General features: G+C 60.9%; 27 protein-coding genes. 12 read left to right on the top strand and 15 right to left on the bottom strand.

Annotated features, from left to right (window positions below):
* Positions 1–68 precede the first annotated feature (68 nt).
* Positions 69–407, bottom strand: coding sequence for a P-II family nitrogen regulator (locus EFD55_RS29075; RefSeq protein ID WP_003579240.1), 339 nt, complete (start codon positions 405–407; stop codon positions 69–71).
* Positions 408–747: 340 nt separating this feature from the next.
* On the opposite strand from EFD55_RS29075, the gene EFD55_RS29070 reads away from it, so the two are divergent.
* Entirely contained in the window at positions 748–2,220 is a 1,473-nt protein-coding gene (locus tag EFD55_RS29070; RefSeq protein WP_125850039.1) for an NAD(P)H-hydrate dehydratase, read from the top strand.
* Positions 2,221–2,247: 27 nt separating this feature from the next.
* On the opposite strand, the gene EFD55_RS29065 is transcribed toward EFD55_RS29070, so the two are convergent.
* From EFD55_RS29065 to uvrA, 3 genes are read right to left on the bottom strand one after another with little or no spacing between them, the layout of a single operon-like run.
* On the bottom strand, positions 2,248–3,054 hold the full coding sequence (locus tag EFD55_RS29065; RefSeq protein WP_125850002.1) for a DUF72 domain-containing protein: 807 nt from the start codon (positions 3,052–3,054) through the stop codon (positions 2,248–2,250).
* A gap of 24 nt (positions 3,055–3,078) precedes the next feature.
* Positions 3,079–3,540 carry a GNAT family N-acetyltransferase gene (locus EFD55_RS29060; protein ID WP_125850000.1) on the bottom strand — a complete coding sequence of 154 codons (462 nt, stop codon included), beginning with the start codon at positions 3,538–3,540 and terminating at the stop codon, positions 3,079–3,081.
* Positions 3,537–6,458, bottom strand: coding sequence for an excinuclease ABC subunit UvrA (gene uvrA / locus EFD55_RS29055; protein ID WP_125849998.1), 2,922 nt, complete (start codon positions 6,456–6,458; stop codon positions 3,537–3,539). The genes EFD55_RS29060 and uvrA overlap by 4 nt, the downstream gene beginning before the upstream one ends.
* A 283-nt stretch (positions 6,459–6,741) precedes the next feature.
* Between uvrA and EFD55_RS29050 the strand changes: the two genes are divergently transcribed.
* Positions 6,742–7,266 carry a single-stranded DNA-binding protein gene (locus EFD55_RS29050; protein WP_125849996.1) on the top strand — a complete coding sequence of 175 codons (525 nt, stop codon included), beginning with the start codon at positions 6,742–6,744 and terminating at the stop codon, positions 7,264–7,266.
* 111 nt (positions 7,267–7,377) lie between these two features.
* Here EFD55_RS29050 and EFD55_RS29045 read toward each other — a convergent pair whose 3' ends face one another.
* The gene (locus tag EFD55_RS29045; protein ID WP_125849994.1) at positions 7,378–8,025 is read right to left on the bottom strand and encodes a MarC family protein; all 648 of its coding nucleotides are present in this window, start codon (positions 8,023–8,025) and stop codon (positions 7,378–7,380) included.
* A gap of 225 nt (positions 8,026–8,250) precedes the next feature.
* Between EFD55_RS29045 and gyrA the strand changes: the two genes are divergently transcribed.
* The 5 genes from gyrA to EFD55_RS29020 all read left to right on the top strand — a co-directional run bounded on the left by gyrA (position 8,251) and on the right by EFD55_RS29020 (position 14,451).
* Positions 8,251–11,049, top strand: coding sequence for a DNA gyrase subunit A (gene gyrA, locus EFD55_RS29040; protein ID WP_125849992.1), 2,799 nt, complete (start codon positions 8,251–8,253; stop codon positions 11,047–11,049).
* A 94-nt stretch (positions 11,050–11,143) separates the two neighbouring features.
* Complete coding sequence (locus EFD55_RS29035) at positions 11,144–12,637, top strand: FAD-binding oxidoreductase (RefSeq protein ID WP_125849990.1); 1,494 nt, start codon at positions 11,144–11,146, stop codon at positions 12,635–12,637.
* A gap of 10 nt (positions 12,638–12,647) precedes the next feature.
* Positions 12,648–13,055 carry a hypothetical protein gene (locus tag EFD55_RS29030; protein WP_125849988.1) on the top strand — a complete coding sequence of 136 codons (408 nt, stop codon included), beginning with the start codon at positions 12,648–12,650 and terminating at the stop codon, positions 13,053–13,055.
* Positions 13,055–14,128, top strand: coding sequence for a hypothetical protein (locus tag EFD55_RS29025; RefSeq protein ID WP_125849987.1), 1,074 nt, complete (start codon positions 13,055–13,057; stop codon positions 14,126–14,128). The genes EFD55_RS29030 and EFD55_RS29025 overlap by 1 nt, the downstream gene beginning before the upstream one ends.
* A gap of 20 nt (positions 14,129–14,148) precedes the next feature.
* Positions 14,149–14,451, top strand: a complete 303-nt coding sequence (locus EFD55_RS29020) for a hypothetical protein (RefSeq protein ID WP_125849985.1) — start codon at positions 14,149–14,151, stop codon at positions 14,449–14,451.
* Positions 14,452–14,535: 84 nt separating this feature from the next.
* Here the strand turns inward: EFD55_RS29020 and EFD55_RS34150 are convergent, their stop codons facing one another.
* The 3 genes from EFD55_RS34150 to EFD55_RS29015 form a co-directional block, all read right to left on the bottom strand.
* Complete coding sequence (locus EFD55_RS34150; protein ID WP_010056528.1) at positions 14,536–14,670, bottom strand: hypothetical protein; 135 nt, start codon at positions 14,668–14,670, stop codon at positions 14,536–14,538.
* Between the two features lie 36 nt (positions 14,671–14,706).
* The gene (locus EFD55_RS33370) at positions 14,707–14,862 is read right to left on the bottom strand and encodes a hypothetical protein (protein ID WP_165504894.1); all 156 of its coding nucleotides are present in this window, start codon (positions 14,860–14,862) and stop codon (positions 14,707–14,709) included.
* A 93-nt stretch (positions 14,863–14,955) separates the two neighbouring features.
* Positions 14,956–15,180, bottom strand: coding sequence for a hypothetical protein (locus EFD55_RS29015; RefSeq protein ID WP_245438611.1), 225 nt, complete (start codon positions 15,178–15,180; stop codon positions 14,956–14,958).
* Between the two features lie 195 nt (positions 15,181–15,375).
* Between EFD55_RS29015 and coaD the strand changes: the two genes are divergently transcribed.
* From coaD to tgt, 5 genes are all read left to right on the top strand, one after another.
* Positions 15,376–15,870 carry a pantetheine-phosphate adenylyltransferase gene (coaD, locus tag EFD55_RS29010; RefSeq protein ID WP_125849981.1) on the top strand — a complete coding sequence of 165 codons (495 nt, stop codon included), beginning with the start codon at positions 15,376–15,378 and terminating at the stop codon, positions 15,868–15,870.
* 25 nt (positions 15,871–15,895) lie between these two features.
* Positions 15,896–16,468, top strand: coding sequence for a peptidylprolyl isomerase (locus EFD55_RS29005; protein ID WP_125849979.1), 573 nt, complete (start codon positions 15,896–15,898; stop codon positions 16,466–16,468).
* A 30-nt stretch (positions 16,469–16,498) separates the two neighbouring features.
* On the top strand, positions 16,499–17,008 hold the full coding sequence (locus EFD55_RS29000; RefSeq protein WP_125849977.1) for a peptidylprolyl isomerase: 510 nt from the start codon (positions 16,499–16,501) through the stop codon (positions 17,006–17,008).
* A 72-nt stretch (positions 17,009–17,080) separates the two neighbouring features.
* Positions 17,081–18,166, top strand: a complete 1,086-nt coding sequence (gene queA / locus EFD55_RS28995; protein WP_125849975.1) for a tRNA preQ1(34) S-adenosylmethionine ribosyltransferase-isomerase QueA — start codon at positions 17,081–17,083, stop codon at positions 18,164–18,166.
* A complete protein-coding gene (gene tgt, locus EFD55_RS28990; protein WP_125849973.1) occupies positions 18,163–19,293 on the top strand; it encodes a tRNA guanosine(34) transglycosylase Tgt in 1,131 nt (376 codons plus the stop codon). The genes queA and tgt overlap by 4 nt, the downstream gene beginning before the upstream one ends.
* A 39-nt stretch (positions 19,294–19,332) precedes the next feature.
* Here tgt and EFD55_RS28985 read toward each other — a convergent pair whose 3' ends face one another.
* The 7 genes from EFD55_RS28985 to EFD55_RS28955 form a co-directional block, all read right to left on the bottom strand.
* Positions 19,333–20,229, bottom strand: coding sequence for a LysR family transcriptional regulator (locus EFD55_RS28985; protein ID WP_125849971.1), 897 nt, complete (start codon positions 20,227–20,229; stop codon positions 19,333–19,335).
* Between the two features lie 109 nt (positions 20,230–20,338).
* Complete coding sequence (locus EFD55_RS28980) at positions 20,339–20,665, bottom strand: hypothetical protein (protein WP_245438609.1); 327 nt, start codon at positions 20,663–20,665, stop codon at positions 20,339–20,341.
* A gap of 70 nt (positions 20,666–20,735) precedes the next feature.
* Positions 20,736–21,710, bottom strand: coding sequence for an alpha/beta fold hydrolase (locus tag EFD55_RS28975; protein WP_125849967.1), 975 nt, complete (start codon positions 21,708–21,710; stop codon positions 20,736–20,738).
* A 143-nt stretch (positions 21,711–21,853) separates the two neighbouring features.
* A complete protein-coding gene (locus EFD55_RS28970) occupies positions 21,854–22,282 on the bottom strand; it encodes a DUF4864 domain-containing protein (protein ID WP_125849965.1) in 429 nt (142 codons plus the stop codon).
* 81 nt (positions 22,283–22,363) lie between these two features.
* Entirely contained in the window at positions 22,364–23,629 is a 1,266-nt protein-coding gene (gene fabF, locus EFD55_RS28965) for a beta-ketoacyl-ACP synthase II (RefSeq protein WP_125849963.1), read from the bottom strand.
* Positions 23,630–23,641: 12 nt separating this feature from the next.
* Positions 23,642–24,148, bottom strand: coding sequence for a winged helix-turn-helix transcriptional regulator (locus EFD55_RS28960; RefSeq protein WP_125850037.1), 507 nt, complete (start codon positions 24,146–24,148; stop codon positions 23,642–23,644).
* Positions 24,149–24,189: 41 nt separating this feature from the next.
* A complete protein-coding gene (locus EFD55_RS28955; RefSeq protein WP_125849961.1) occupies positions 24,190–24,492 on the bottom strand; it encodes a hypothetical protein in 303 nt (100 codons plus the stop codon).
* Positions 24,493–24,598: the final 106 nt, after the last annotated feature.

Below are 24,598 nucleotides of genomic sequence, written 5' to 3'. Positions count from 1 at the left end.
CGATGACAATAGGTGGGTGTTCGATTGTGCGGTGACGGTATCGGACTTTGCGCGTCTGGCAAAGTAGGTCAGATGGCGTCGATGCCGGTTTCGCCGGTACGAATGCGGATAACCTCTTCGATGTTGGACACGAAGATCTTTCCGTCGCCGATGCGACCGGTCTGCGCCGCCTTGCGGATCGCGTCGATGACGGCCTCCGCGTTCTCGTCGGCCAATACGACCTCCACCTTTACCTTTGGCAGAAAGTCGACGACGTATTCGGCTCCGCGGTAGAGTTCCGTATGGCCCTTCTGACGACCGAAGCCCTTGGCTTCCGTCACAGTGATACCCTGCAGGCCGACTTCCTGAAGGGCTTCCTTCACTTCATCCAGCTTGAAGGGCTTAATGATCGCTTCGATCTTTTTCATGAGAAAATGTCTCTCCGCTTCTCCGTTATGGCAGGAATTTTCCCGCTCGCGGGATATGATGCAGATATCGTGCCAGTTTGAAATCCATCTTATCGAAAAAAGACGCCGATTTTGTCGAAACCAGCGCGTTTGCGGGAAAATCTAAGTCGTTTTAGTGACGGATAAATGCAAAAACATCGTCGCCAGATCGAAATTGCATCGAAATCCGAAAAAATCGCGTGTATTCGCGCTTGCGAAAATACGCCTCGCGTCGATGAAAATATAGGCGAATGCCTAAATTTAAAGCTCGGCTTTCTCATGCTGAGCGGTTGTTTTTTAGGCGTTTTTTGAATTGAATAGGGTGATGAGCGATCTGTCCGACCTTCTTCTCACGCCTGCTGAAATGGCCGCCGTCGATGCGGCCGCTGCAGCATCAGGGATTGATTCTTTCAGCCTGATGGAAAGGGCGGGTTCTGCCACCGCCGCGGCCGCCTTGCGACTGCATCCCGGTGCTCAGCGGTTCATCGTGCTCTGCGGCCCCGGCAATAATGGCGGTGACGCCTATGTCGCGGCAAGACATCTGCAGCAGAGCGGAGCGGCGGTCACGCTTTTTCATCTCGGTGATCCCTCCAGGTTGAAAGGCGATGCCGCCCGCGCTCGCGCCGGCTGCGCACTCAAAGAGCAGGAACTCGGGCATTATCGGCCCGAAGCCGGCGACGTCGTCATCGACGGCCTGTTCGGGGCGGGACTTGGCCGCGAGGTGTCGGAGGAGGTGCGCGCGCTGATCGGCCGTGTCACCGAGGCGGCTATCCCGGTACTCGCCATCGATCTGCCCTCCGGCCTTGATGGCCGCACCGGCAAGGTGCTGGGCGCAGCCTTCCGGGCGCATAACACCATCACTTTCATGACGCGCAAGCCGGGCCATCTCTTGATGCCGGGCAGGGAGCTTTGCGGTCGATTGGAGGTCTTCGACATCGGCATTCCCGCTCGCATCGTCAGGGCCGGGGCGAGCGGCGTCATTGCCGAGAACACGCCCGAGGCCTGGAAAGGCGTGCTGCCGGCCGAGCTGCTGGAAACTCACAAATACAAGCGCGGCCATCTGGTCGTCTTCTCGGGCGATGCCGACAAGACGGGGGCTGCGCGCATGTCGGCGATCTCAGGCCTGAAGGTCGGCGCGGGTCTGGTGACGATCGCCGCCCCGCGCGCGGCGATGGCCGCCAATGCCGCGCATCTGACCGCGATCATGCTGCATGCAATCGACGACGAGGCCGAACTGCAAAGCTGGCTCTCCGACAAGCGGCTGCAGACCTTCGTCCTCGGTCCCGGTTTCGGCATCGGCGCCAGGGCACGCGGTTTCGCCTCGGCTCTCGCAAAGCGCCGGCTCGTGCTCGATGCCGACGGCATCTCCTCGTTCAAGGATGAGCCGCAACAGCTCTACGACCTTTTCCAGGGTGAACCACGTCTGGTGCTGACGCCGCACGAGGGCGAATATTCACGGCTCTTTCCCGATATCGCCGGCGACGGCGCGCTCGGCAAGGTGGATAAGGCCGTGGCCGCTGCCCGTCGCGCCAATGCCGCAATCGTCTACAAGGGGGCCGATACCGTCATCGCTTCGCCGGATGGCCGCGCGCTCATCAATACCAATGCACCTGCCTGGCTTGCCACCGCCGGTTCCGGCGATGTGCTCGCCGGCATCATCGGCGGATTGCTCGCCCAGGGCCTGCCGGCCTTCGAGGCCGCGGCCGCCGGCGTCTGGCTGCATGGAGAGGCAGCTCACCGCGCCGGCAAGGGGTTGACAGCGGAGGACCTCGCGGTCGCCGTGGCGCCGCTTTAGCCCGCCGGCTCAAGCCTCAGCCCCGGCTTATTTCTTCAGCGTCTGCTGCAGGGCGATTGCCCCGTGCGGCGCATTGACCTTGCCCTCATGGATCATCAAGGCGAAGACGTCGCGCGGTTCGGCCTTGACTTGGCGATCCTTATCGATCAGCGGCAGATCATCGGGGACCTTGCCTTCCGCCCAGGTCTCGAGCCGACTTGCCCAGGCCTTCAGGTCTTTTTCCTCGTAGCAGGTCGGAATATCGTCCGATCCCTTCTGCAGCCTGGCATAGACGAAGTCTGCCGTGACGTCGGCAATCATCGGATATTCGAAATGTTCGGCGCAAACCGGGGCTACCCCGTATTTGGCTAGCAGCGCGACGAATTCCGGCACCTTGAAGGAATCGTGCCGCACCTCGACAACGTGTCGCAGCTTCAGCCCATCCTGCTTTTCCGGCAGCAGCTTCAGGAAGGCCTCGAAGTCTTCCGCATCGAACTTCTTGGTCGGCGCGAACTGCCAAAGCAGCGGCCCGAGATGGTCGCCGAGTTCGCTGATGCCCGACGACAGGAAGCGTTCCATCGATTCACCAGCCTCGGCAAGCACCCGCCTGTTGGTGACGAAACGCGTCGCCTTCAGCGAAAAGATAAAGCCGTCGGGAACATCCGCTGCCCATTTCGCAAAGACTGCGGGCTTTTGCGTGCTGTAATAGGTGCCGTTGACCTCGATGACCTTCAGCTGGCGGCTGGCATAATTCAGCTCGTCCTTCTGTTTCAGGTCATCAGGAAAGAAATGCCCGCGCCAGGGCTCGAAGGTCCAGCCGCCGATGCCGGTGCGGATAGTGCCGGATTTCGTCATGTCGTCCTCCCTATTGGCAGCCGCTCAGGCCGCATTGATCTCTTTCATCATGTCGACGAGCGTCCATCCTGGCCGATAAGGGTTCGGTCGACGACCCGTTTCCTGAAACCCGAAGGCGCGATAGAGCGCGATATTCCGTTCAATCAGGGCATTCGTATAGAGCCGGATCTCCGGCACGGCCCGCTCCCGCGCCCTGTCCTCCAGCCAGCGCAGCATCGAGAGCCCATGTCCGGCGCCCTGAAAGGCCGGCGAGACCGCGATGCTGAACAGCATCAGATGATCGGAATGCTGCTCGACGACCACGAGGCCGGCCGTTTCACCGCCAATCTCGCGCAGCCAGACCTCGCCGCGTTCGATCCGCGGCGCATAATCTTCCGTCACCGGTATCGGCGGAGCGCCGAGAAGCTCGGTATAGGGCCGATAGGCGGCTGTTGTCAGCGTCGCGATCGTTTCCAGATCATCGGGCGACGCCGGCCTCATCGTCATTCCGCCGCAACCGCCTTCTTCGTCGGCCGTCGTTCCAGCAATTCCTTCAGGAACTGTCCGGTATAGGAACGCTTCTCCCTGACGATCGTCTCCGGCGTGCCGACTGCCACGATCTCGCCGCCACCGTCGCCGCCTTCGGGCCCGAAGTCGAGGATCCAGTCAGCCGTCTTGATGACCTCCAGATTGTGCTCGATAACCACCACGGAATTGCCCTGGTTCACCAGCTCGTGCAGCATTTCGAGCAACTTGGCGACATCGTGGAAATGCAGGCCGGTCGTCGGTTCGTCGAGAATATAAAGCGTGCGTCCCGTCGAGCGTTTCGACAGCTCCTTGGCGAGCTTGACGCGCTGCGCTTCGCCGCCCGAAAGCGTATTGGCCTGCTGACCGACCTTGATGTAGCCGAGGCCGACATCCTTCAGCGATTGCAGCTTGTCGCGCACGGCAGGCACCGCCGCGAAGAAATCGACGCCTTCCTCCACCGTCATGTCGAGCACGTCGGCGATCGACTTCTGCTTGAAGGTGACGTCGAGCGTTTCTCTATTATAGCGCTTGCCGTGGCAGACGTCGCAGGTGACGTAGACATCCGGCAGGAAGTGCATCTCGATCTTGATAACGCCGTCGCCTTGGCAGGCCTCGCAGCGTCCGCCCTTGACGTTGAAAGAGAAGCGGCCCGGCTGGTAGCCGCGCGCCTTGGCTTCCGGCAGACCGGCGAACCAGTCGCGGATCGGCGTGAAGGCGCCGGTATAGGTCGCCGGGTTCGAGCGCGGCGTGCGGCCGATCGGCGATTGGTCGATGTCGATCACCTTGTCGATATGCTCGAAACCGTCGATGCGGTCGTGATCGGCCGGGTTCTCGCGCGCGCCCATGACGCGCCTTGCCGCCGATTTATAGAGCGTCTCGATCAGGAAGGTGGATTTGCCGCCGCCGGAAACGCCCGTCACCGCCGTAAACACCCCGAGCGGGATCGATGCCGTGACGTTCTTCAGATTGTTGCCGCGCGCGCCGATCACCTTGATCTCGCGGCCCTTCTTCGGCTTCCGGCGCTCATCGGGAACCGGCACGCCGAGTTCGCCGGAGAGGTATTTGCCCGTCAGCGACTTCGGATTGGCCATGATGTCCTGCGGCGTGCCGTGCGCGATGACCTGACCGCCGTGAATGCCGGCCGCCGGGCCGATATCGACCACGTCGTCGGCCGTCAGGATCGCATCCTCGTCATGTTCGACGACGATGACGGTATTGCCGATGTCACGCAGGTGCTTCAGCGTGTCGAGCAGCCGGGCATTGTCCCTCTGATGTAGGCCGATCGAAGGCTCGTCGAGTACGTAGAGCACGCCCGTCAGACCCGAGCCGATTTGCGAGGCAAGACGGATGCGCTGGCTCTCGCCGCCCGACAAGGTACCTGAGTTGCGCGACAGGCTAAGATATTCCAGGCCGACATCGTTGAGGAAGCGCAAACGGTCGCGGATTTCCTTGAGGATCCGGACGGCAATTTCGTTCTGCTTGGCGTTGAAGCTTGCCGGCAGCGCCTCGAACCAGTCGCGCGCGATGCGGATCGACATCTCCGTCACTTCGCCGATATGCAGCCTATTGATCTTCACGGCGAGCGCTTCCGGCTTCAGGCGATAGCCGTTGCAGGCCGGGCAGGGAGCGGCCGACATGAACCGCTCGATATCCTCGCGTGCCCAGGCCGAATCCGTCTCCTTCCAGCGACGCTCGAGATTGGTGATGATGCCTTCGAAATTCTTGTGGGTCGTATAAGAGCGGGCGCCGTCGGCGTAGTGGAACTCGATCTTGTCATCGGTGCCCTTGAGGATGACGTCTTTTACCTCGTCGGACAGATCGTTCCATCGCGTGCCGAGCTTGAAGCCGTAATGTTTTCCGAGCGCTTCCAGCGTCTGGTTGTAATAGGGCGAGGTCGACTTGGCCCAGGGCGCGATCGCCCCGTCGCGCAACGTGCGCTCGGGCTCGGGCACGATCAGGTCGGGGTCGATCTTCTGCTGCGCGCCGAGACCGTCGCAGGTCGGGCAGGCGCCGAAGGGATTGTTGAAGGAGAAGAGCCTGGGCTCGATCTCCGGAATGGTGAAGCCCGAGACCGGGCAGGCGAATTTCTCCGAAAACAACACGCGTTCATGCGTCTCGTTCAGCGACTTGTTGGCAGAGCCGCCGGCCGAGGTCTCCTCCGGCGGCAACGGTTTGTCGGCGAATTCGGCGACCGCCAGCCCGTCGGCGAGCTTCAGGCAGGTTTCCAGGCTGTCGGCCAGGCGTGCCGAGACATCGGAGCGCACAACGATGCGGTCGACCATCACGTCGATGTCATGCTTGTATTTCTTGTCGAGCGTTGGCGCCTCGGCAATCTCATAGAACTGGCCGTCGACCTTGACGCGTTGGAAGCCCTTCTTCATGAGCTCCGCCAGTTCCTTCTTGTATTCGCCCTTGCGCCCCCGCACGAGCGGCGCGAGGATATAAAGACGGGTGCCTTCACCGAAAGCGAGGATGCGGTCGACCATCTGGCTGACGGTCTGGCTCTCGATCGGCAGGCCCGTTGCCGGCGAATAGGGAACGCCGACACGGGCAAAAAGCAGGCGCATGTAGTCGTAGATCTCGGTGACTGTGCCGACCGTCGAGCGCGGATTGCGCGAAGTGGTCTTCTGCTCGATCGAAATCGCCGGCGACAGGCCGTCGATCTGGTCGACATCGGGCTTCTGCATCATTTCGAGGAACTGCCGGGCATAGGCCGACAGGCTCTCGACATAGCGCCGCTGGCCCTCGGCATAGATCGTGTCGAAGGCAAGCGAGGATTTGCCCGAGCCGGAAAGACCGGTCATGACGATCAGCTTGTTGCGGGGCAGATCGAGATCGATGCTCTTCAGATTGTGCTCACGCGCGCCGCGGATGGAGATCGTCTTCAGTTCGCTCATCGTCTCTGCTTTGGTTTTCTGGATAACAGCCCTTATTTAGTGATGCCGACCGGCGAGTCGAGGCTGAATATCCGCAAGGCTCAAGGTTTTCGATTCTGTTGACAGGATCATACGGATAAATTAGAACAAATAAAGAACAAAAATTCCTGATGAATGCATGCGGCTTTCTGATGGGATAAATATGTGGATTAAAGACCGCTTACGCGCATCGGCGGTCCTCTATGGTTTAAGGTGCGCTGATCGATTAACGCCGCCGGGCAGGGCGGCAGGCAGGGTGAAAAGCATGGCTGGTAGCGTGAACAAGGTAATTCTGGTCGGAAACGTGGGCGCAGACCCCGAAATCCGCCGCACTCAGGATGGCCGGCCGATCGCCAATCTTCGTATCGCGACCTCGGAAACCTGGCGCGACCGAAATTCCGGCGAGCGCCGCGAGAAGACTGAATGGCACACCGTCGTCGTCTTCAACGAGGGCCTCTGCAAGGTCGTTGAGCAATATGTAAAGAAGGGCGCCAAGCTCTATATCGAAGGCCAGTTGCAGACCCGCAAGTGGCAGGATCAGCAGGGCCAGGACCGTTACAGCACGGAAGTCGTGCTGCAGGGCTTCAGCTCGACGCTGACGATGCTCGACGGTCGCGGCGAGGGCGGCGGTGCGAGCTCCGGCTTCGGTGGCGGTCGCGGCAGCGGTGCCGGCGGCAACGATTATGGCGACGACTACGGCGCGCCGGCTCCCTCTTCGTCGCCGAGCCGCGGCGGCGGTGGTGGCGGCGGCAACTTCTCGCGGGATCTCGACGACGACATCCCGTTCTGATCGACCGCTTTTCCTGGTTTGAAAGATTGAGGGCATGATGTCTTGGATGACGTCATGCTCTTTTTCTTTGATCACGATGTCGATCGGGTGGATCCCGATCTTGCTGCTGTTTCAGTGCGGCGTCGCGCTGATCAGATTGAGCGCCGCTTTCGCGCCGTCGACGACGAATTGCACGGCGAGCGCGGCGAGGATGACGCCGAGAAGCCGCGTCAGGATGGCACGGCCCGTGACGCCGAGGAAACGGTCCAGCCTTTCGGCGATGAGCAGCATAAGAAGGGTCAGCAACAGATTGGCGGCAATGACGCCGATCAGCTGCGCCTTTCCGACAGATGTCGCCAGCGTGCCGGCAAGCAGGATCGTCGCCGAGATTGCACCGGGGCCTGCAATCAGCGGCAAGGCGAGGGGAAAGACGGCGATATTCTCGATATGATCCTTGGTGACGGCCGCTTCCGTGGCTTTCTCCTTGCGTTCCTGCCGCCTCTCGAACACCATCTCGAAAGCGATCCAGAAGAGCAGCAGCCCGCCGGCGATACGGAAGGCGCCGATCGAAATCCCGAGCACGCCGAGCACGCTTGCGCCGAACAGCGCGAAGATGGCGAGAATGATCAAGGCGATGGTCGAGCCGCGCAGCGCCACCTGTGTGCGCTCGGCTCGGCTCATGCCCGTCGTCAGCCCCAGGAAGATCGGCGCGAGCCCCGGCGGATCAATGGTGACGAGAAGCGTCGTGAAGGCGTTGATCAACTGGTCGGCGCTTGCCATCGTCTCTCCGGAACCCCATATGGATGCGTGGTTTTTTATGATTGTGAAGCGGGGATTTCGATTTGGCAAATATCCTGCGGCGGATTCCCGATCCGGCCGCGAAACTTATGTGTTTTACCCTCTTTAAGCCGCAAAAGCCTGTTCAAAACGCGCTGTGAAATTGGCGCGGGAACAGGCTTTCCGCTATAAATCTTCAAGTGATTCTAGAAGAGATCGTGATCTGTTTTGACTGAGCAAACACCCCCCGGCGGCGGGAAGCTCCCGCCAGGCATCGAGCCCATCTCCATCATGGAGGAAATGCAGCGGTCGTATCTCGATTACGCCATGAGCGTCATCGTCAGCCGCGCGCTGCCCGACGTGCGCGACGGCCTGAAGCCCGTGCACCGGCGCATCCTCTACGGCATGTCCGAGCTCGGCATCGACTGGAACAAGAAATACGTCAAATGCGCCCGCGTCACCGGTGACGTGATGGGTAAATACCATCCGCACGGCAATGCCGCGATCTATGATGCGCTCGCACGTATGGCGCAGCCTTGGTCGCTCAGGCTGCCGCTGATCGACGGTCAGGGCAATTTCGGTTCCGTCGATGGCGATCCGCCGGCGGCCGAACGTTACACCGAATGCCGCCTGGAGAAGGCCGCCCATTCGCTGCTCGACGATCTCGACAAGGAAACCGTCGACTTCCGCGACAACTACGACGGCACCCTCTCCGAGCCGGTCGTGGTTCCCGCCAAGTTCCCGAACCTGCTCGTCAACGGCGCCGGCGGCATCGCCGTCGGCATGGCGACCAACATTCCGCCGCACAATCTCTCCGAAGTCATCGACGGCTGCATCGCGCTGATCAACGATCCGGCGATCGAGCTGCCGGAACTGATGCAGATCATTCCAGGCCCTGACTTCCCGACGGGTGCGAAGATCCTCGGCCGCGCCGGCATCCGCTCCGCCTATGAGACCGGCCGCGGCTCCGTCATCATGCGCGGCGTCGCCGCCATCGAACCGATGCGCGGCGATCGCGAGCAGATCATCATCACCGAGATTCCCTACCAAGTGAACAAGGCGACGATGATCGAGAAGATGGCCGAACTGGTGCGCGAAAAGCGCATCGAGGGCATCTCCGACCTGCGCGACGAATCCGACCGCCAAGGCTATCGTGTCGTAATCGAGCTGAAGCGCGATGCTAATGCCGAGGTCATCCTCAACCAGCTCTACCGCTACACGCCACTGCAGACCTCCTTCGGCTGCAACATGGTGGCGCTGAACGGCGGCAAGCCGGAGCAGCTGACGCTGCTCGACATGCTGCGCGCTTTCGTCTCTTTCCGCGAGGAAGTCGTTAGTCGGAGAACGAAATTCCTGCTCCGCAAGGCGCGTGACCGCGCCCACGTCTTGGTCGGCCTCGCCATCGCGGTCGCCAATATCGACGAAGTCATCCGCGTCATCCGTCAGGCACCCGATCCGCAGTCAGCCCGCGAAGAGCTGATGACGCGCCGCTGGCCGGCGGAAGATGTTGAAAGCCTGATCCGCCTGATCGACGATCCGCGCCATCGCATCAATGAGGACCTCACCTACAATCTCTCGGAAGAGCAGGCGCGCGCGATCCTCGAATTGCGCCTTGCCCGCCTGACGGCACTCGGCCGCGACGAAATTGGCGACGAACTCAACAAAATCGGCGAGGAAATCAAGGATTACCTCGATATTCTCTCCTCGCGCGTCCGCATACAGACCATCGTCAAGGACGAACTTATCGCCGTCCGCGACGAGTTCGGTACGCCGCGCCGCACCGAGATCGTCGATGGCGGCCTCGAAATGGACGACGAGGATCTGATCGCTCGCGAGGACATGGTCGTCACCGTCTCGCATCTCGGTTACATCAAGCGCGTGCCTTTGACCACCTACCGCGCCCAGCGTCGCGGCGGCAAGGGTCGCTCCGGCATGACTACGCGTGATGAGGATTTTGTTAGCCGGCTATTCGTAGTCAATACGCATACGCCTGTTCTGTTCTTCTCCTCGCGCGGCATCGTCTATAAGGAGAAGGTCTGGCGCCTGCCGATCGGCACGCCGACCTCGCGCGGCAAGGCTCTGATCAACATGCTGCCGCTCGAGCCCGGCGAACGCATCACCACCATCCTGCCCCTGCCTGAGGATGAGGCGAGCTGGGATAATCTCGACGTCATGTTCTCGACGACGCGCGGCACGGTTCGCCGCAACAAGCTGTCGGATTTCGTCCAGGTCAACCGTAACGGCAAGATCGCCATGAAGCTCGAAGAGGAGGGCGACGAAATCCTCTCCGTCGAGACCTGCACGGAAGATGATGACGTACTGCTGACGACGGCGCTCGGCCAGTGCATCCGCTTCTCCGTCGACGACGTTCGCGTCTTTGCCGGCCGCAACTCGATCGGCGTGCGCGGCATCAATCTCGGCGATGGCGATCGCATCATCTCGATGACGATCGTCGGCCATGTCGATGCCGAGCCCTGGGAGCGTGCTGCCTATCTCAAGCGGTCCGCCGTCGAACGCCGGGCGACGGGCGTTGACGAAGAAGATATTGCGCTGGTTGGAGAAGAAGTCGTTGAAGAAGGACAACTCTCCGACGAACGCTATGAAGAGCTGAAGGCACGCGAACAGTTCGTGCTGACGGTCTCGGAAAAGGGCTTCGGCAAGCGTTCATCCTCTTACGATTTCCGCATCTCCGGCCGTGGCGGCAAGGGCATTCGCGCCACCGACACGTCGAAAACAGGCGAGATCGGCGAACTGGTCGCGGCCTTCCCGGTCGATGACGGTGACCAGATCATGCTCGTCTCCGATGGCGGCCAGCTGATCCGCGTGCCGGTCGGCGGCATCCGCATCGCTAGCCGCGCCACCAAGGGCGTCACCATCTTCTCGACGGCCAAGGACGAGAAGGTCGTGTCCGTCGAGCGCATCAGCGAGCCGGAGGACGACGAGACGGCGGAGGCGGGTGAGGAAACAGCCGTTTCCGAAGGCGCGGCTCCCGCTGGCGAAATCGACGAAACGCCGTCGGCCGAATAATTCGCCACATTCTCATTCTGAACCGGGCGGCCCCTGCCGCCCGGTTTTTTATTGCGCTATGAAGGGCTTGCCGATTCATCCGAGGGGGAATGTTATGGGCAAGTGGACAAGGCGAGGGGTGCTTGCGGGCATGTCGGCCGTCGCGGGGGCTGCCGCGGGCGGCTATCTCCTGCAGCCCGAAAGCGATTCCGGACCGGTCTTTCCACCGGAAATTCCCGCCGATGACGGCGCGGTCATTCTCAACGATGCAGGAGAGCTGACGCCGACGCGGGTCGCCACCCATCTGACCGTCAGGGAGCCGCCACAGGAGGCGATGATCGGCCGGTTGCGCACCGCGCTTTCGGAGGCGGTCAAAGCCAACAGGCCCTTCGTCGCCAGCGCAGCGCGCCATTCGATGGGCGGGCAGAGCCTTGTCGAGAACGGCACGGCGCTGACGCTCGATCAGGATTGGCTGGAGGCCGATACGTCGGCCCGGACCTACCGCGTCGCCGCCGGCACGCGCTGGTCGACGGTGATTTCGAGGCTCGATGCCATCGGTTTTTCGCCCGCCGTCATGCAGTCCAACAACGACTTCGGGGTCGCCAGCACCTTTTCGGTCAATGCCCACGGCTGGCCGGTTCCGTTCAGCGGTTGCGGCAGCACCGTGCGCTCCATCAGGCTGATGACGGCGGATGGCAATCTGCTGACCTGCTCGCGCAAGGAAAACACAGAGCTCTTCAATCATGCCATGGGCGGATATGGCCTTTTCGGGGTTATCACCGAGCTTGAGCTGGATATGGTGCCGAACGTGCTGCTGCAGCCGACATTCGAGCATCTTGCCGGCGAGGATCTCGGGCGGCGCTTTGCCGAGATTCTCAAGAGCGACAGCTCGATCAACATGGCCTATGGCCGCATGGATGTTTCTCTCGATCGCTTCTTCGAGGAAGCTCTGCTGATTACCTATCGCGCCGCCCCGGATCAGACGAATATACCCGCGGCCGCCGGCTCGGGTTTTGTCAGCCATATCTCGCGCGAAATCTTCCGCGCGCAGCTCGGCTCGGATGCGGCCAAACATTTCCGCTGGTGGACCGAGGCTGTCGTCGGACCGCCGATCGCGAGGCAGGCGACGCGCAACAGCCTGATGAACGAACCCGTCATCACGCTCGACGATCGTGATCCGTCCCGTACGGATATCCTGCACGAATATTTCGTGTCGCCGACGCGCTTTGCCGATTTCGTCGCGGCATGCCGCGATGTCATTCCGGCTTCCTATCAGCAGCTCCTGAACATCACGTTGCGTTATGTGGATACCGATCGACACAGCGTACTGGCCTACGCCGGGGAAGCCCGGGTCGCCGCGGTGATGCTCTTCTCGCAGGAAAAGACGGTAAGGGGCGAGGCCGACATGCAGCGGATGACCGAGGCGCTGATCGAGCGCGTGCTTGATATCGGTGGCAGCTACTATCTGCCTTATCGGCCGCATGCCCGGCCGGATCAGTTCGTACGTGCCTATCCCAGAGCCGGGGAGTTTGCAGCGGCCAAGCGCCGGCTGGATCCCGGCCTCACCTTCCGTAATCATTTCTGGGATCGTTATCTCGGAAGCCTCTAGGAGGATTTGCATGTCCAGGCTTCGGCTGACCGCTGTGCTTTATACCGTGGCCCTGCTCTTGGCGGCGGCGTTGAATTACATTCCGGGGCTGACGGATGCGCAGGGGCGCGCTTTCGGCATCTTCGCGCTCGATATCTATGATGACAGCCTGCACGTTGCCTCGGCGGCCTGGGCCGGCATTGCAGCGTTTATATCAGCCCGTGCATCCAGAAATTTCCTCTTCTATTTTGGTTTGCTCTATTTCAGCGACGGCCTTCTCGGGCTGATCACGGGATCGGGCTACCTCGACCTCGGCATCGTCAACTACGGCATCCAGGATATTCCCTTTACGTTCAAGATCCTGGCCAACCTGCCGCATCTCTTTCTTGGCGGTGCGGCGATCGTTTCCAGCTATATCTTCCGTCGCGAGGCCCCCTAATGCGGCGCCTCCTGAAAATCATCGGTTGGCTTCTGGCCCTCCTCGTCATCGTCATCCTGTTGCTGCTTAGCCCGGTCGCCTATGTCGAGACCTTCTGCCACGCCGACCCGGAACCCGATACCTACAGGCCGCTGATATCGGAGCCGGAATTCCGCCGGCAGGAAGCCAATACCTATCTCACCTATCCGGAGTGGCATATCGTCTATGCTTATGACGGCCTCGCCGAGACCCTGAAGACCGGGGACGAATATGGCTTTGGCTATATCTCCAGCGTCAAGGATTTCTGGGTCGCCGATTGCGCGCTGACCCGCATCGCTGATCGTCATGGCGGCGCCGATAGTCAGACTCGGATGATGATTGCTACCATCGGCGTCAGCTTCACGCTCGAAATGGGCCTGAAAGCTGCCTATGAGGAAACCGTGGGCAGGGTGTTTGCACTCTGGCGCGGCAGCGAAAAGACGCCGCAGGATATCGTTGCCCGCGACATGGCGATCGATTATGCGGCCTTCCTGCGCCAGACCCCATGGTACAAATATCCCTTCCAGCCCTGGATCGACAGGCTTTGGGCCGCCCCGATGGAAGAGCCGCTGCGCGGCTGGGAGCGCCGGCTCGCGCTCGGCGGCGAATGGCGCGCCAAGATCGCCTATGCCGGCATGATCGCCGGTGCTGTGGCCGCAACCGGCGAGGCGAAGCTGACGATCCGCTCGGTGATATCAGGCCTGCCAGCGGCCACGCTTTCTGAAATACCCGATGTGGCTGTGATCTCCGACAGCACTGACGGCGTGCTGATCGAGACGCCGCGATACGATCGCTTCACCCATATCCTCGCCGAGATTGTCAGGGCCGGCGGCGTAATCGTCGAAATTGCGGGTAATGACGAGATCATGCTGTCGCTGACCATGCCTTCTGGCGCTGCCCAGAACGATCTGCCCGGCGAGGTGATCACGCGTCTCCCGCGCGCTGGCTTCGATGGCGACCGCCTGCTTCTGTCGGTCAAGATGGCGGATCTCTCGCTCCTGCTGCGAGACCGGCAGATTGCCGATCCCGGCCTCGAGCATATATTCGATTTCTGACGTATCGGATGGGTGACGCCATGGTGAGGCGCCTGGCACGCGGAACAGGCATTGCAATTGCGGTCGTTGCCGCGGTCTTCGTGCTGTTTGCAGAGGTCTTCGCGGTAACGGGCAAGGCGCCGGCCGCTATGGTCTTTACCGTACGCGGCATGGAGCCTGCCGCCTTGCCGGACGGTGTCTCCATTCTTCGATGGGGCAGGGGTTTTGCCGTGGTGACAAGCGAGCGCGCCGATTATGTCCGCGCGCTTTATGTCAACGGCGCATTTCTCGTTCTGCCAGTGCGAAAGAGCGGCTGCCTGGCGCTTCGCCCGGCATCAAGCTGAGAAAAAAGCCGGACGCTGGGTGCATCCGGCTTTGAATAGCCTCGGCGACGGAAGGGTGTCGCTCGAGGTGGGGAAGGGGGAATGTCAGAATGCGCTATGCTTTTCGTTGAGCGCCTTTACCTCTTCGCCTTCGCGCCTGAGCGCGGAAATCGTCGAGGCCACGGACACTATGAACATGACGCTGATAAGGGCTGTGAGCACTGTCAAGATCGTGAACATAGGCATTCCTTTCGTGGGGAGTTGCGTTCTCGCCCGTCAGTATTGGCCCACGACGGCCGTCCGGGCCGAAGCATAGGGACCATAAACCTTGGACGTATCGACCTTCTGATCATAAAGAGCGACGGTTGCAGTAAGCATACCCGTGATCATTGCCATCCAGACTACGTTAATCATGGTAATCTTGCCGGGCATATTCAGTCCTTCCTGGCGCGCTTGTCGCATCTATGTGTCGGTTGAATGAACGCATCCGTTTAAAATTGGTTCCGCCGGATGTTGAGCGGGTGTTTAGCAAGCCCGATCTGAAGCGACTTTGAATGTCTCGTTCATCTGGCGTTCAGATTCGAAGCTCGTTTTTGGACGCAGCCGGCCCCGAGCAGCGCGCACGATCGCCGCGTGTTCAGCAAGCTCCGGCCGTACCCAGTTCACCTCGTAGCGATCGGCGAAATAGCCATAGGCCATTTCACCGGCGAGGGAGAAAACAACGGCAAGTGCAACGAGCACGATCAGCATGGACTTGGTCTTTCGGAGAGCGCCGGATGCCGGAATGGCATCGGCCGACTTGACGATCCGAGTTAAGCAGATCGTCTCTGAAACGGCCTTGAACGGTCTATTCATCCGTCGTTCAGTCGCCTGGATCGGCTGGCCAAATCACTTGCGGGAAGGCGGCATCCGTGACAAAAGGCGTCAAACCAACGGTCGGGCCAGATGACGACAGCTTTTTATCCGGGGTCCTTTGACCCGATCACCAACGGACATGTGGATGTTCTGGTCCAGGCGCTGAACGTCGCCGAAAAGGTCATCGTCGCGATCGGCATCCATCCCGGCAAGGCGCCGCTCTTCTCCTTCGAGGAGAGAGCCGAGCTGATCCGCCGTTCGCTTGCCGAGGTTCTGCCCGCCAAAACAGGCGACATCGCCGTCGTCGCCTTTGACAATCTGGTCGTCGATGCCGCCCGCACCCATGGCGCAACGCTGCTGATCCGCGGCCTTCGCGACGGCACCGACCTCGACTACGAGATGCAGATGGCCGGAATGAATAGGACGATGGCGCCTGATATTCAGACCATCTTTTTGCCGGCGGGAACGGCTTCGCGGCCCATTACCGCCACATTGGTCCGCCAGATCGCCGCCATGGGCGGCGACGTCAGCGCTTTCGTGCCGGCAGCCGTCTTGCAAGCCCTCACATCCAAGCGCAAAGACTAGGCGGATAACGCCCAACGGAGCTCACATGAAACTCTTTTATCTCGCATTTGCCGGCGTGCTGTATCTCGCCTCCTTCGCCGGCGATGCCTTCGCCCAGTCGGCCGATCATTATCTCACCATCCAGCTGAAGAGCGGCCCCGTGGTCATCCAGCTGATGCCCGATGTGGCGCCGAAGCATGTCGCTCAGATCGAGGCGCTGGCCAAGAAGGGCGAATATGACAACGTCGCCTTCCACCGCGTCATCCCCGGCTTCATGGCCCAGACCGGCGACGTGAAATACGGCAACATGGAAAAGAACTTCGACGCGAGCCAGGCCGGTACCGGCGGCTCTGACCTGCCAGACCTTCCGGCCGAATTCTCCAAGAGCCCGTTCGTACGCGGCACGGTCGGCATGGCACGCGCCCAGGATCCGAATTCCGCCAATTCGCAGTTCTTCATCATGTTCGCCGACGGTTCCTTCCTCAATGGCCAGTACACGGTTGTCGGCAAGGTTGTTTCCGGCATGGAGAACGTCGACAAGATCAAGAAGGGTGAAGGTCAGAACGGCGAAGTCAGCAATCCCGACCGGATGATCAAGGTCACCCTGGGCAAGAAGTAAGCGACGAGAAGAAAACAACAGGAGAAGGCAATGGCCGAGATCAAGGACCCCGAGAACACCATCATTCTGGAAACCACCAAGGGCAAGGTTGTCATTCAGCTGCTGCCGCAGGTCGCCCCGGAGCATGTCGCCCGCATCAAGGAACTCGCCCGCGAGAAGGCCTATGACGGCGTCGTCTTCCACCGCGTCATCCAGGACTTCATGGCCCAGACGGGCGATGTCGAATTCGGCAAGAAGGGCTCGGAAACCTTCAATCCCAGCCGCGCCGGCATGGGCGGCTCCTCCAAGCCCGACCTGAAGGCTGAATTCTCCGCGACCCCGCATGTCCGCGGCACCTGCTCGATGGCCCGTTCGCAGAACCCGAACTCGGCGAATTCGCAGTTCTTCATCTGCTTCACCGATGCGCCGTGGCTGAACAAGCAGTATTCGGTCTGGGGCCAGGTCATCGAAGGTATGGACAACGTCGACAAGATCAAGCGCGGCGAGCCGGTTTCCGATCCGGACTCGATCGTCTCTCTGCGGGTTGCCGCCGACGTTTGATTGTGATTTCTGCTGAAACCCGCCCTTGCGTGAAAGCGCGGGGCGGGTTTCGCTTTGCTTGAAAGTGCCCTTATGCGCGTAGACCTCTTCGATTTCGACCTACCGGATGAACGCATTGCGCTACGGCCCGCCGAGCCGCGCGACAGCGCGCGCCTGCTCGTCGTCGATCCGAACGGGCAGACAATGCTTACCGACCATCGCGCCTCCGATCTGCCATCCTTTCTGCGGGCAGGTGATGCGCTTGTATTCAACGACACCAAGGTTATTCCGGCGCAGCTTGAAGGCATTCGCCATCGCGAGGGTGCGGGCGGCCAGCAGATGTCGGCGACGCTGCATATGCGTGTCGGCGCCAACAAATGGAAGGCCTTCGCCAAGCCCGGCAAGCGCATCAAGGAGGGCGACCGCATCGCCTTCGGCCATAGCGGCGAAAGCTGCATGATCGGCTCGCTTGATGCGACCGTGGAAGAAAAGGGCGAGGCAGGCGAAGTGACGCTCGCCTTCGATCTCTCCGGCCCTGCGCTTGATGAAGCGATCGCCGCCGTCGGCCACATTCCGCTGCCGCCCTATATCGCCGCCAAGCGGCCGGAGGATGAGCGCGACCGCGCCGACTATCAGACCATCTACGCGCGCGAGAAGGGCGCTGTCGCAGCTCCCACGGCCGGCCTGCATTTTACGCCGGCTTTGTTCGAGGCGCTCGACAAAGCAGGTATCGAACGCCATTTCGTGACGCTGCATGTCGGCGCCGGCACCTTCCTGCCTGTCAAGGCCGATGACACCGACGACCACAAGATGCATCTCGAAAGCGGCTATGTCAGCGCCGAGACTGCCGCGCGGCTGAATGAGGTGAAGCGAAGCGGCGGGCGCATCGTCTGTGTCGGCACGACTTCGTTGCGGTTGATCGAGAGTGCGGCCGGGGAAAGCGGCGAGATCAAGCCCTGGGCTAGTCCCACTGGCATCTTCATCACGCCCGGCTACCGCTTCAAGGCGGTCGATATCCTGATGACCAACTTCCACCTGCCGCGCTCGACGTTGTTCATGCTGGTCTGTGCCTTTGCCGGCTTCGAAACCATGCACGCGGCCTATAAACAGGCCATTTCGACAGGCTACCGCTTTTATTCCTACGGCGACGCGAGCCTTCTTTTCCGGAAAGAAAAATGACCGAGAACTTCCAGTTCACCCTGAAGAAGACCGATGCCGGAGCACGCCTCGGCGAAATTTCCATGCCGCGCGGCACGATCCGCACACCGGCCTTCATGCCGGTCGGCACGGTCGGCACGGTCAAGGCCATGTATCTCGACCAGGTACGCGAGACCGGCGCCGACATCATCCTCGGCAATACCTATCACCTGATGCTGCGCCCGACGGCCGAGCGCGTCGCCCGTCTCGGCGGCCTGCATAAGCTGATCCGCTGGGAACATCCCATCCTCACGGATTCGGGCGGCTTCCAGGTCATGTCGCTATCGGGGCTGCGCAAGCTCGACGAACAGGGCGTGACCTTCAAGTCTCATGTTGACGGCAGCCTGCATCACATGTCGCCGGAGCGCTCCATAGAAATCCAGGGGCTGCTCGGCTCCGACATCCAGATGCAGCTCGACGAATGCGTGGCGCTGCCGGCCGAACCGAAGGAGATCGAGCGCGCCATGGAAATGTCGCTGCGCTGGGCCGAGCGCTGCAGGGTCGCCTTCGGCGAACAGCCAGGCAAGGCGATGTTCGGCATTGTCCAGGGTGGGGACATCCCGGCGCTGCGCATCCGTTCGGCGGAAGAGCTCACCAAGCTCGATCTCAAGGGTTACGCCGTCGGCGGTCTTGCGGTCGGCGAGCCGCAGGAGGTGATGCTGAAGATGCTCAACGAGACGCTTCCTGTGTTGCCTGGCGAAAAGCCGCGTTATCTGATGGGCGTCGGCACGCCTGACGATATCCTGAAATCGGTCGCTCGGGGCATCGACATGTTCGACTGTGTCATGCCGACCCGTTCCGGCCGCCATGGCCTGGCTTTCACCCGCCGCGGCAAGGTCAATATCCGCAATGCCCGCCATGCCGAGGATATGCGCCCACTCGACGAACAGTCGAACTGCCCGGCTTCACGCGATTATTCCCGCGCCTACCTGCACCATCTCGTCCGCTCCAACGAAGCACTCGGCGGCATGCTGCTCTCCTGGCACAATCTCGCCTATTACCAGGAATTGATGCAGGGCATCCGCAAGGCGATCGCCGAAGGCCGCTTCGCCGATTTCATGGCGGAAACGCAGGAGGAATGGGCGAGAGGGGACCTCCAACCGGTCTAAGCCGCTAGAAAGGTTTAAGCTGTGAAGCTGAAACAGGTTCTAGCTGAAATGCGGATTGGCACGCAATTTTCCGACAGCAAAATCGATGAAGCTTCTGACCTTAGCTGAGGCATACCGTCCATCGGGATGGACAACATGGATGGGTAGAGCTTCCTCATCGTAGTCGGACAGGACCGTCTGCAACTCGCCCGATTCAAGCTGAGGCGCAATTTGGTAGGAAAGAACGCGCGTCAAACCCCAGCCACGCGCTGCCGCTGCGATTGCAGCTTCGTTGGTGTTGCAAAAGAGGCGGGGGTTGACGCGCACAGCAGCCTTTCCTGCTCCTCCAAAGCGCCATTCCAGCGACGTCCATGCACTGGTGGATGCGACGATCTGATGGCGCGCGAGATCGTTAGGCACTGTCGGAATGCCGTGCTTCTCAAAATACGCAGGCGATCCGCAAATCACTCGCTTTATTTGGCCGACACGCGTCGCGGTGAAACCGGAGTCGCTCAGGTGTCCGATGCGGACAGCGACATCGATACCCTCGTCGACAATGTTCACCACGCGGTCAACAAAAAGGCCCCGCCCGGTGACCTCGGGGTAAAGATCGAGATATTCGGTCATGATGGGCAAAACGAACATCGTGCCAAACATCACCGAAGCGGTGACGGTGAGCGTGCCGGTGGGCTTGCCGTAAGCCCCTGCAGCCGCCGCGTCTGCTTCCTCGAGACCGGTAAGCAGCCGCTGACAATCCCCGAAATATCTGGCCCCGGCTTCCGTCAGCTTTACTGATCGGGTCGTGCGGGTCAGGAGGCGCGTTCCGATAACCGCTTCCAACGAGGAAACGATGCGCGTCACTGCCGGGGGACTCATGTGCATTTGTCGCCCAGCCGCGGCGAAGCTCTCTGTTTCCGCGACCTTCACGAACACTCTCATCGCCTGCCATCTGTCCATGCGAGCCGCAATCATCCCGTACATCGTTTCAGGATTGCAGAATTAAACGCTTTTGGGACGATCGCAACGCATGAACCCTTGGTGTAGCAGGCCATTGAACGGGAACATTCTATATTGACGTCGGCAGTTTTAGCCCCTGCACGAAGGCGTGGAGACGAGGAGCTAAGGCGGCCACACCGAAAGCAGCCAGTTTCTTCTTCGCGGCCGTTATTTCTGCCGCGTCGTCGGCGTAATCGGCAAGCGCGAATTTAACCGCGATATTGGTGATTGCATCAAAACTCGCTCCTCGTTTTGCAGCGTCGATCTCTGCCGCCGTAAGTGCCATCCGCTTTGCGTCGATCTCCAACAAGTCAAGAGAATCGCGATCACCTCTCGTGCTCGCAATCGCAAGTTCGATCTGTATGAGCATGACCGGCGTAATGAGATCTTTGGTCAAAGCACTCTCCGCAAGCAATAAGCATGCGAGCCTGCGCATTCGCCGTGGAATGCGCAGGCCTTACGCTAGCTCAGCGCTTTGCCACCTTCCGGTCGAGAAAGTCGTGAATGAGGGGCGCCATTTCATCGAGCTTGTCTTCCAGAGCGAAATGGCCCGTATCAAGGATATGCACTTCCGCGTTCGGAAGATCGCGCAGATAGGGATGGGCGCCTTCCACCGGAAAGATCTTGTCGTTTTTGCCCCAGACGATCAGCGCCGGCGGCTTGCGCTCGCGAAAGAACGTCTGGAACTGCGGGTAGAGCGGAACGTTCGTGCGGTAGTCGTAGAACAGATCCAGTTGAATGTCCTTGTTCCCAGGCCGATCGAGCAGCGCCTGATCTTGAACCCAGTTGTCGGGGCTGATGCGCGAGAGATCCTTCACGCCATCGGTATACTGGAACTTGGTGGTTTCGAGAGCGACGAGGTTCGACAGAGCCCCCCGCTTCTCGGGCGAGCCATCAGCCCAATAGGCCTTGATCGGATCCCAGAACGCGCGCAGACCTTCGTCATAGGCGTTTCCGTTCTGGATAATCAGTCCGGTAACCCGTTCGGGATGCTTGAGCGCCAAACGGTAGCCGACCGGAGCGCCGTAATCCATGACATACATCGCATATGTCTTGGCGCCAATCTGGCCCATGAGCGTGTCGACCATGTCGGCGTAATGGCCGAACGTATAGGCGAACTTCGCGTGATCGGGAGCGCCGCTCTGGCCGAAGCCCGGATAATCCGGTGCAATGACGTGATAGCGATCTGCCAGCAATGGGATGAGATTGCGGAACATATGCGACGATGTCGGAAAGCCGTGCAGCAGCAGAACCACTGGGCCATCGGCAGGGCCGGCTTCGCGATAGAACATGTCGACACCATCGATCTTGGCCGAGCGATAATGAACGGTTACGGCAGCCTGGCGGATGAGCGCAGCCTGCGTGGCTGGAGCTGCAACAGCCTGAGAAAGAGGGGCGATGATGACGGTTGCCAGCAACAGCGAAAGGATCAGTCTCTTCATCACATTTCTCCTTGGTTGAAGATCACCGAGCGTCTGCGTCGGCGTCTGCAACCAACAATAGCCGTTCGCTCGACTACGTTAATCGGCAAAAGGTGAAAGTGATTATTTCGATTATCGGAATAGTGACCGGCGTCTGCCAGCGCTCAAATGCCCTTGCTATCCGTATTCGGCATGATCTGCACCCCATTGATCCGGTAGCTGCCGTCCGGCTGGCGCGTGATCTGGTAGATCGCCGTCCAGTCCTTGCCGTCGCGGCCTGAAATCAGCACCTCGTGATAGATCAGTGCGCCGTTGTCGATCGAGCGGCTGCGCCCGAAAGCGTAGTTGCCGGGGTGATAGACCGGCTCGTAGCTCTTCTTGACCATGGCGAAGAACACGTTCTTGTCGGGATACATCGCCTTGATGCCGGGGGCGGCGAAGGAATAGGCGGTCTCGGCATCGTCCTTGAGGAAGGCCTTGATCTGTTCCTCGATCATCGTCCGCGTCGTTTCGATCGGATCTTCGGCGCGGGCCGATGCGTGGGAGAGGATGGACGCTGCACACAGAATGAAAACTGCGAAGAAGGCGCGCATGGGTTGATCTCCGGCTCTATCGAAGGAATGCTCCCGATAGAGCGGAAGTGTAGGCCATTTCCAGCGCAAGGAAAGTGGGCGCTAAGACCAGCGCCGGAAGAGGGCGCTGGCATTCACCCCGCCGAAACCGAAACCGTTGGTAATGGCATAGTCCATCGCCACCGGCCGCGCCGTCTTGCCGACGATATCGATGCCGTCAGCGGCTAGATCGGCCTCATCCAGGTTGCGGGTCGGCGGCGCGATCTGGTCGCGCAATGCGAGGATGGTGAAGATCGCCTCCAGCCCGCCGGCGGCACCCAGCAGATGGCCGGTCGCCGATTTCGTCGCGCTGACGGCGATGCCGCCATTGCGGCCGAAAACCGTGCTGATCGCCGCGATCTCGCCTCTGTCACCGACCGGTGTCGAGGTCGCATGCGCGTTCAGATGCTTGACCTCCGAGGTGGGGATCTTTGCTTGCCTCAGCGCGGCCTCCATCGCCCTGCGGGCACCATCGCCGTCCTCAGGGCCAGAGGTCATGTGATAGGCGTCTGCCGCCGTGCCGTAGCCGACGAGTTCAGCGAGCGGCACGGCGCCACGGGCAAGCGCATGTTCCAGCGTCTCGATGACCAGAATGCCGGCGCCTTCGCCCATGACGAAACCGTCGCGTGCCGTGTCGAAGGGCCGCGACGCAAGTTCCGGCGTGTCGTTAAAGCCGGTGGAAAGAGCGCGGGCGGCGGCAAAGCCCCCGAGGCTCACCTTGTCGATGCAGGCTTCGGCGCCGCCGCAGATCGCCACATCCGCTTCTCCGGAGCGGATCAGCCGCGCCGCATCGCCGATCGCCTGGACGCTGGCCGCACAAGCCGTCACTGGCGCGCCGAGCGGTCCTTTGAAGCCGTAGCGGATGCTGACCTGGCCGGCTGCAAGGTTGACGAGGAAGGAAGGCACGGTGAAGGGCGATAGCCGCCGCACGCCGCGCGTTTCGCTGATCCGCACCGCTTCGGCGATCGCCGGAAAACCGCCGACCCCGGAGGCGATGATCGTTGCTGTGCGCTCGCGCTCGCCTTCGTCTGTAGGCATCCAGCCGGCTTGCTTCACCGCTTCTTCCGTCGCCGCCATGGCGAAGTGGATGAAGCGGTCCATCTTCTTCTGATCCTTGGGCGGCACGTATCGATCGGGATCGAAACCGGCTTCCGCGTCCTCGGCGATGCTGGGAACGATACCGCCGACCTTGGCCGAAAGCTCGCCGACGATATCTTCCGCCAGCACACTCAGACCCGAGCCGCCGTCGAGAAGACGTCTCCAGGCGGGCTCGACGCCGGTGCCGAGTGGCGAGACAAGTCCCATGCCGGTGACAACGATACGATCCATTGCATTTCCTCTCTATGCGTCGATGCCGAGATACCATGCGCGCATGCGGGCGATCCGTTCGCGCACCCCGTCATCGGCGGCTGGGCCTGCAAGCAGGCTGGTGTTCTCGGGTGTGACTTGTTCGCCGGTCTGAGCGTCGACCAGCACCGTTTTGCGCTCTTGGCCGGAGGCAGCATCGCCGAGCAGGAAGGCGAGGTCCTCTGCCGGAATATGGCGGCTTCCCCAGGAAAACAGCGCCATCAAAACAGGAAAGAAATCCCGTCCCTTTTCCGTCAAGACATACTCGTAACGGGCAGGGCGTTGTTGATAGAGCCGCCGTTCGAACAGCCCTTCATCGGTCAGATGCTTCAGCCGCCGCGTCAGGATGTTTGGCGCCACGCCGAGGCTCTTCTGGAATTCATCGAAGTGCGACAGTCCCTGGAAGGCGTCGCGCAGAATCAGGATGCTCCACCAGTCGCCGACGCTGTCGAGCGCGCGTGCCGCCGGGCATTTGAAATTGCTGAAGCTTGTCCGCTGCATGGCTGATGTCACTACAACAGTGACTATCATCATGCAAGTTACTATCGAGACTGGCCCTCGAAAATCCGAGCAAGGACGATGCCGGTGACGAGCATGCCGGCCGCAACAAAGATCGTATCGCCCGGCGTGCCGATATAGAGCGGCCCGATATTGGCAAAGAGCAGGAAGGCAATGAGGAAATTTGCCCAGCCCCAGACGACATTGGCTGTCGGCGAGCCAAGCTTTGCCCGCGGCGCAAAAGGGCTGCGGAAAGACCGGCCGCTGACGCCGTTGACGAAATGCGGCACGCCGTTCGTCAGAAAGGCTGCGGCGATGAAATGGGCGATATAGGCGATCCAGGGCAAAGGCTTCTCCGCTGCTGCACGAGTGGCATCAATGGAAGAATGTGGCGGATATCCGCGGCGGCAAGAGGGGCGCGGCAACGCCGGCTGCCTGTCATGCCACGGAAAT

The sequence above is a fragment of the Rhizobium pisi genome (assembly GCF_003938655.1).
Classification (GTDB): Bacteria; Pseudomonadota; Alphaproteobacteria; order Rhizobiales; family Rhizobiaceae; genus Rhizobium; species Rhizobium pisi.
Note: the sequence above shows the minus strand (reverse complement) of the source record. Positions and strands in the feature narration are given on the sequence as shown.

Coding starts and splice junctions, on each gene's coding strand:
- EFD55_RS29015 (WP_245438611.1), bottom strand. CDS start 15,180: ATGCTGATCGTGCTCGTTGCACTTGCCGTTGTTTTCTCCCTCGCCGGT.
- EFD55_RS29045 (WP_125849994.1), bottom strand. CDS start 8,025: ATGGCAAGCGCCGACCAGTTGATCAACGCCTTCACGACGCTTCTCGTC.
- EFD55_RS28970 (WP_125849965.1), bottom strand. CDS start 22,282: ATGCGCGCCTTCTTCGCAGTTTTCATTCTGTGTGCAGCGTCCATCCTC.
- uvrA (WP_125849998.1), bottom strand. CDS start 6,458: ATGAGCGAACTGAAGACGATCTCCATCCGCGGCGCGCGTGAGCACAAT.
- EFD55_RS29020 (WP_125849985.1), top strand. CDS start 14,149: ATGGTGAGGCGCCTGGCACGCGGAACAGGCATTGCAATTGCGGTCGTT.
- fabF (WP_125849963.1), bottom strand. CDS start 23,629: ATGGATCGTATCGTTGTCACCGGCATGGGACTTGTCTCGCCACTCGGC.
- EFD55_RS29050 (WP_125849996.1), top strand. CDS start 6,742: ATGGCTGGTAGCGTGAACAAGGTAATTCTGGTCGGAAACGTGGGCGCA.
- EFD55_RS33370 (WP_165504894.1), bottom strand. CDS start 14,862: ATGCCCGGCAAGATTACCATGATTAACGTAGTCTGGATGGCAATGATC.
- EFD55_RS29060 (WP_125850000.1), bottom strand. CDS start 3,540: ATGACGATGAGGCCGGCGTCGCCCGATGATCTGGAAACGATCGCGACG.
- EFD55_RS29025 (WP_125849987.1), top strand. CDS start 13,055: ATGCGGCGCCTCCTGAAAATCATCGGTTGGCTTCTGGCCCTCCTCGTC.
- tgt (WP_125849973.1), top strand. CDS start 18,163: ATGACCGAGAACTTCCAGTTCACCCTGAAGAAGACCGATGCCGGAGCA.
- EFD55_RS29030 (WP_125849988.1), top strand. CDS start 12,648: ATGTCCAGGCTTCGGCTGACCGCTGTGCTTTATACCGTGGCCCTGCTC.
- EFD55_RS28985 (WP_125849971.1), bottom strand. CDS start 20,229: ATGGACAGATGGCAGGCGATGAGAGTGTTCGTGAAGGTCGCGGAAACA.
- EFD55_RS28960 (WP_125850037.1), bottom strand. CDS start 24,148: ATGCAGCGGACAAGCTTCAGCAATTTCAAATGCCCGGCGGCACGCGCG.
- EFD55_RS28975 (WP_125849967.1), bottom strand. CDS start 21,710: ATGAAGAGACTGATCCTTTCGCTGTTGCTGGCAACCGTCATCATCGCC.
- EFD55_RS29075 (WP_003579240.1), bottom strand. CDS start 407: ATGAAAAAGATCGAAGCGATCATTAAGCCCTTCAAGCTGGATGAAGTG.
- EFD55_RS34150 (WP_010056528.1), bottom strand. CDS start 14,670: ATGTTCACGATCTTGACAGTGCTCACAGCCCTTATCAGCGTCATGTTC.
- queA (WP_125849975.1), top strand. CDS start 17,081: ATGCGCGTAGACCTCTTCGATTTCGACCTACCGGATGAACGCATTGCG.
- EFD55_RS29000 (WP_125849977.1), top strand. CDS start 16,499: ATGGCCGAGATCAAGGACCCCGAGAACACCATCATTCTGGAAACCACC.
- EFD55_RS29035 (WP_125849990.1), top strand. CDS start 11,144: ATGGGCAAGTGGACAAGGCGAGGGGTGCTTGCGGGCATGTCGGCCGTC.
- coaD (WP_125849981.1), top strand. CDS start 15,376: ATGACGACAGCTTTTTATCCGGGGTCCTTTGACCCGATCACCAACGGA.
- EFD55_RS29005 (WP_125849979.1), top strand. CDS start 15,896: ATGAAACTCTTTTATCTCGCATTTGCCGGCGTGCTGTATCTCGCCTCC.
- EFD55_RS29065 (WP_125850002.1), bottom strand. CDS start 3,054: ATGACGAAATCCGGCACTATCCGCACCGGCATCGGCGGCTGGACCTTC.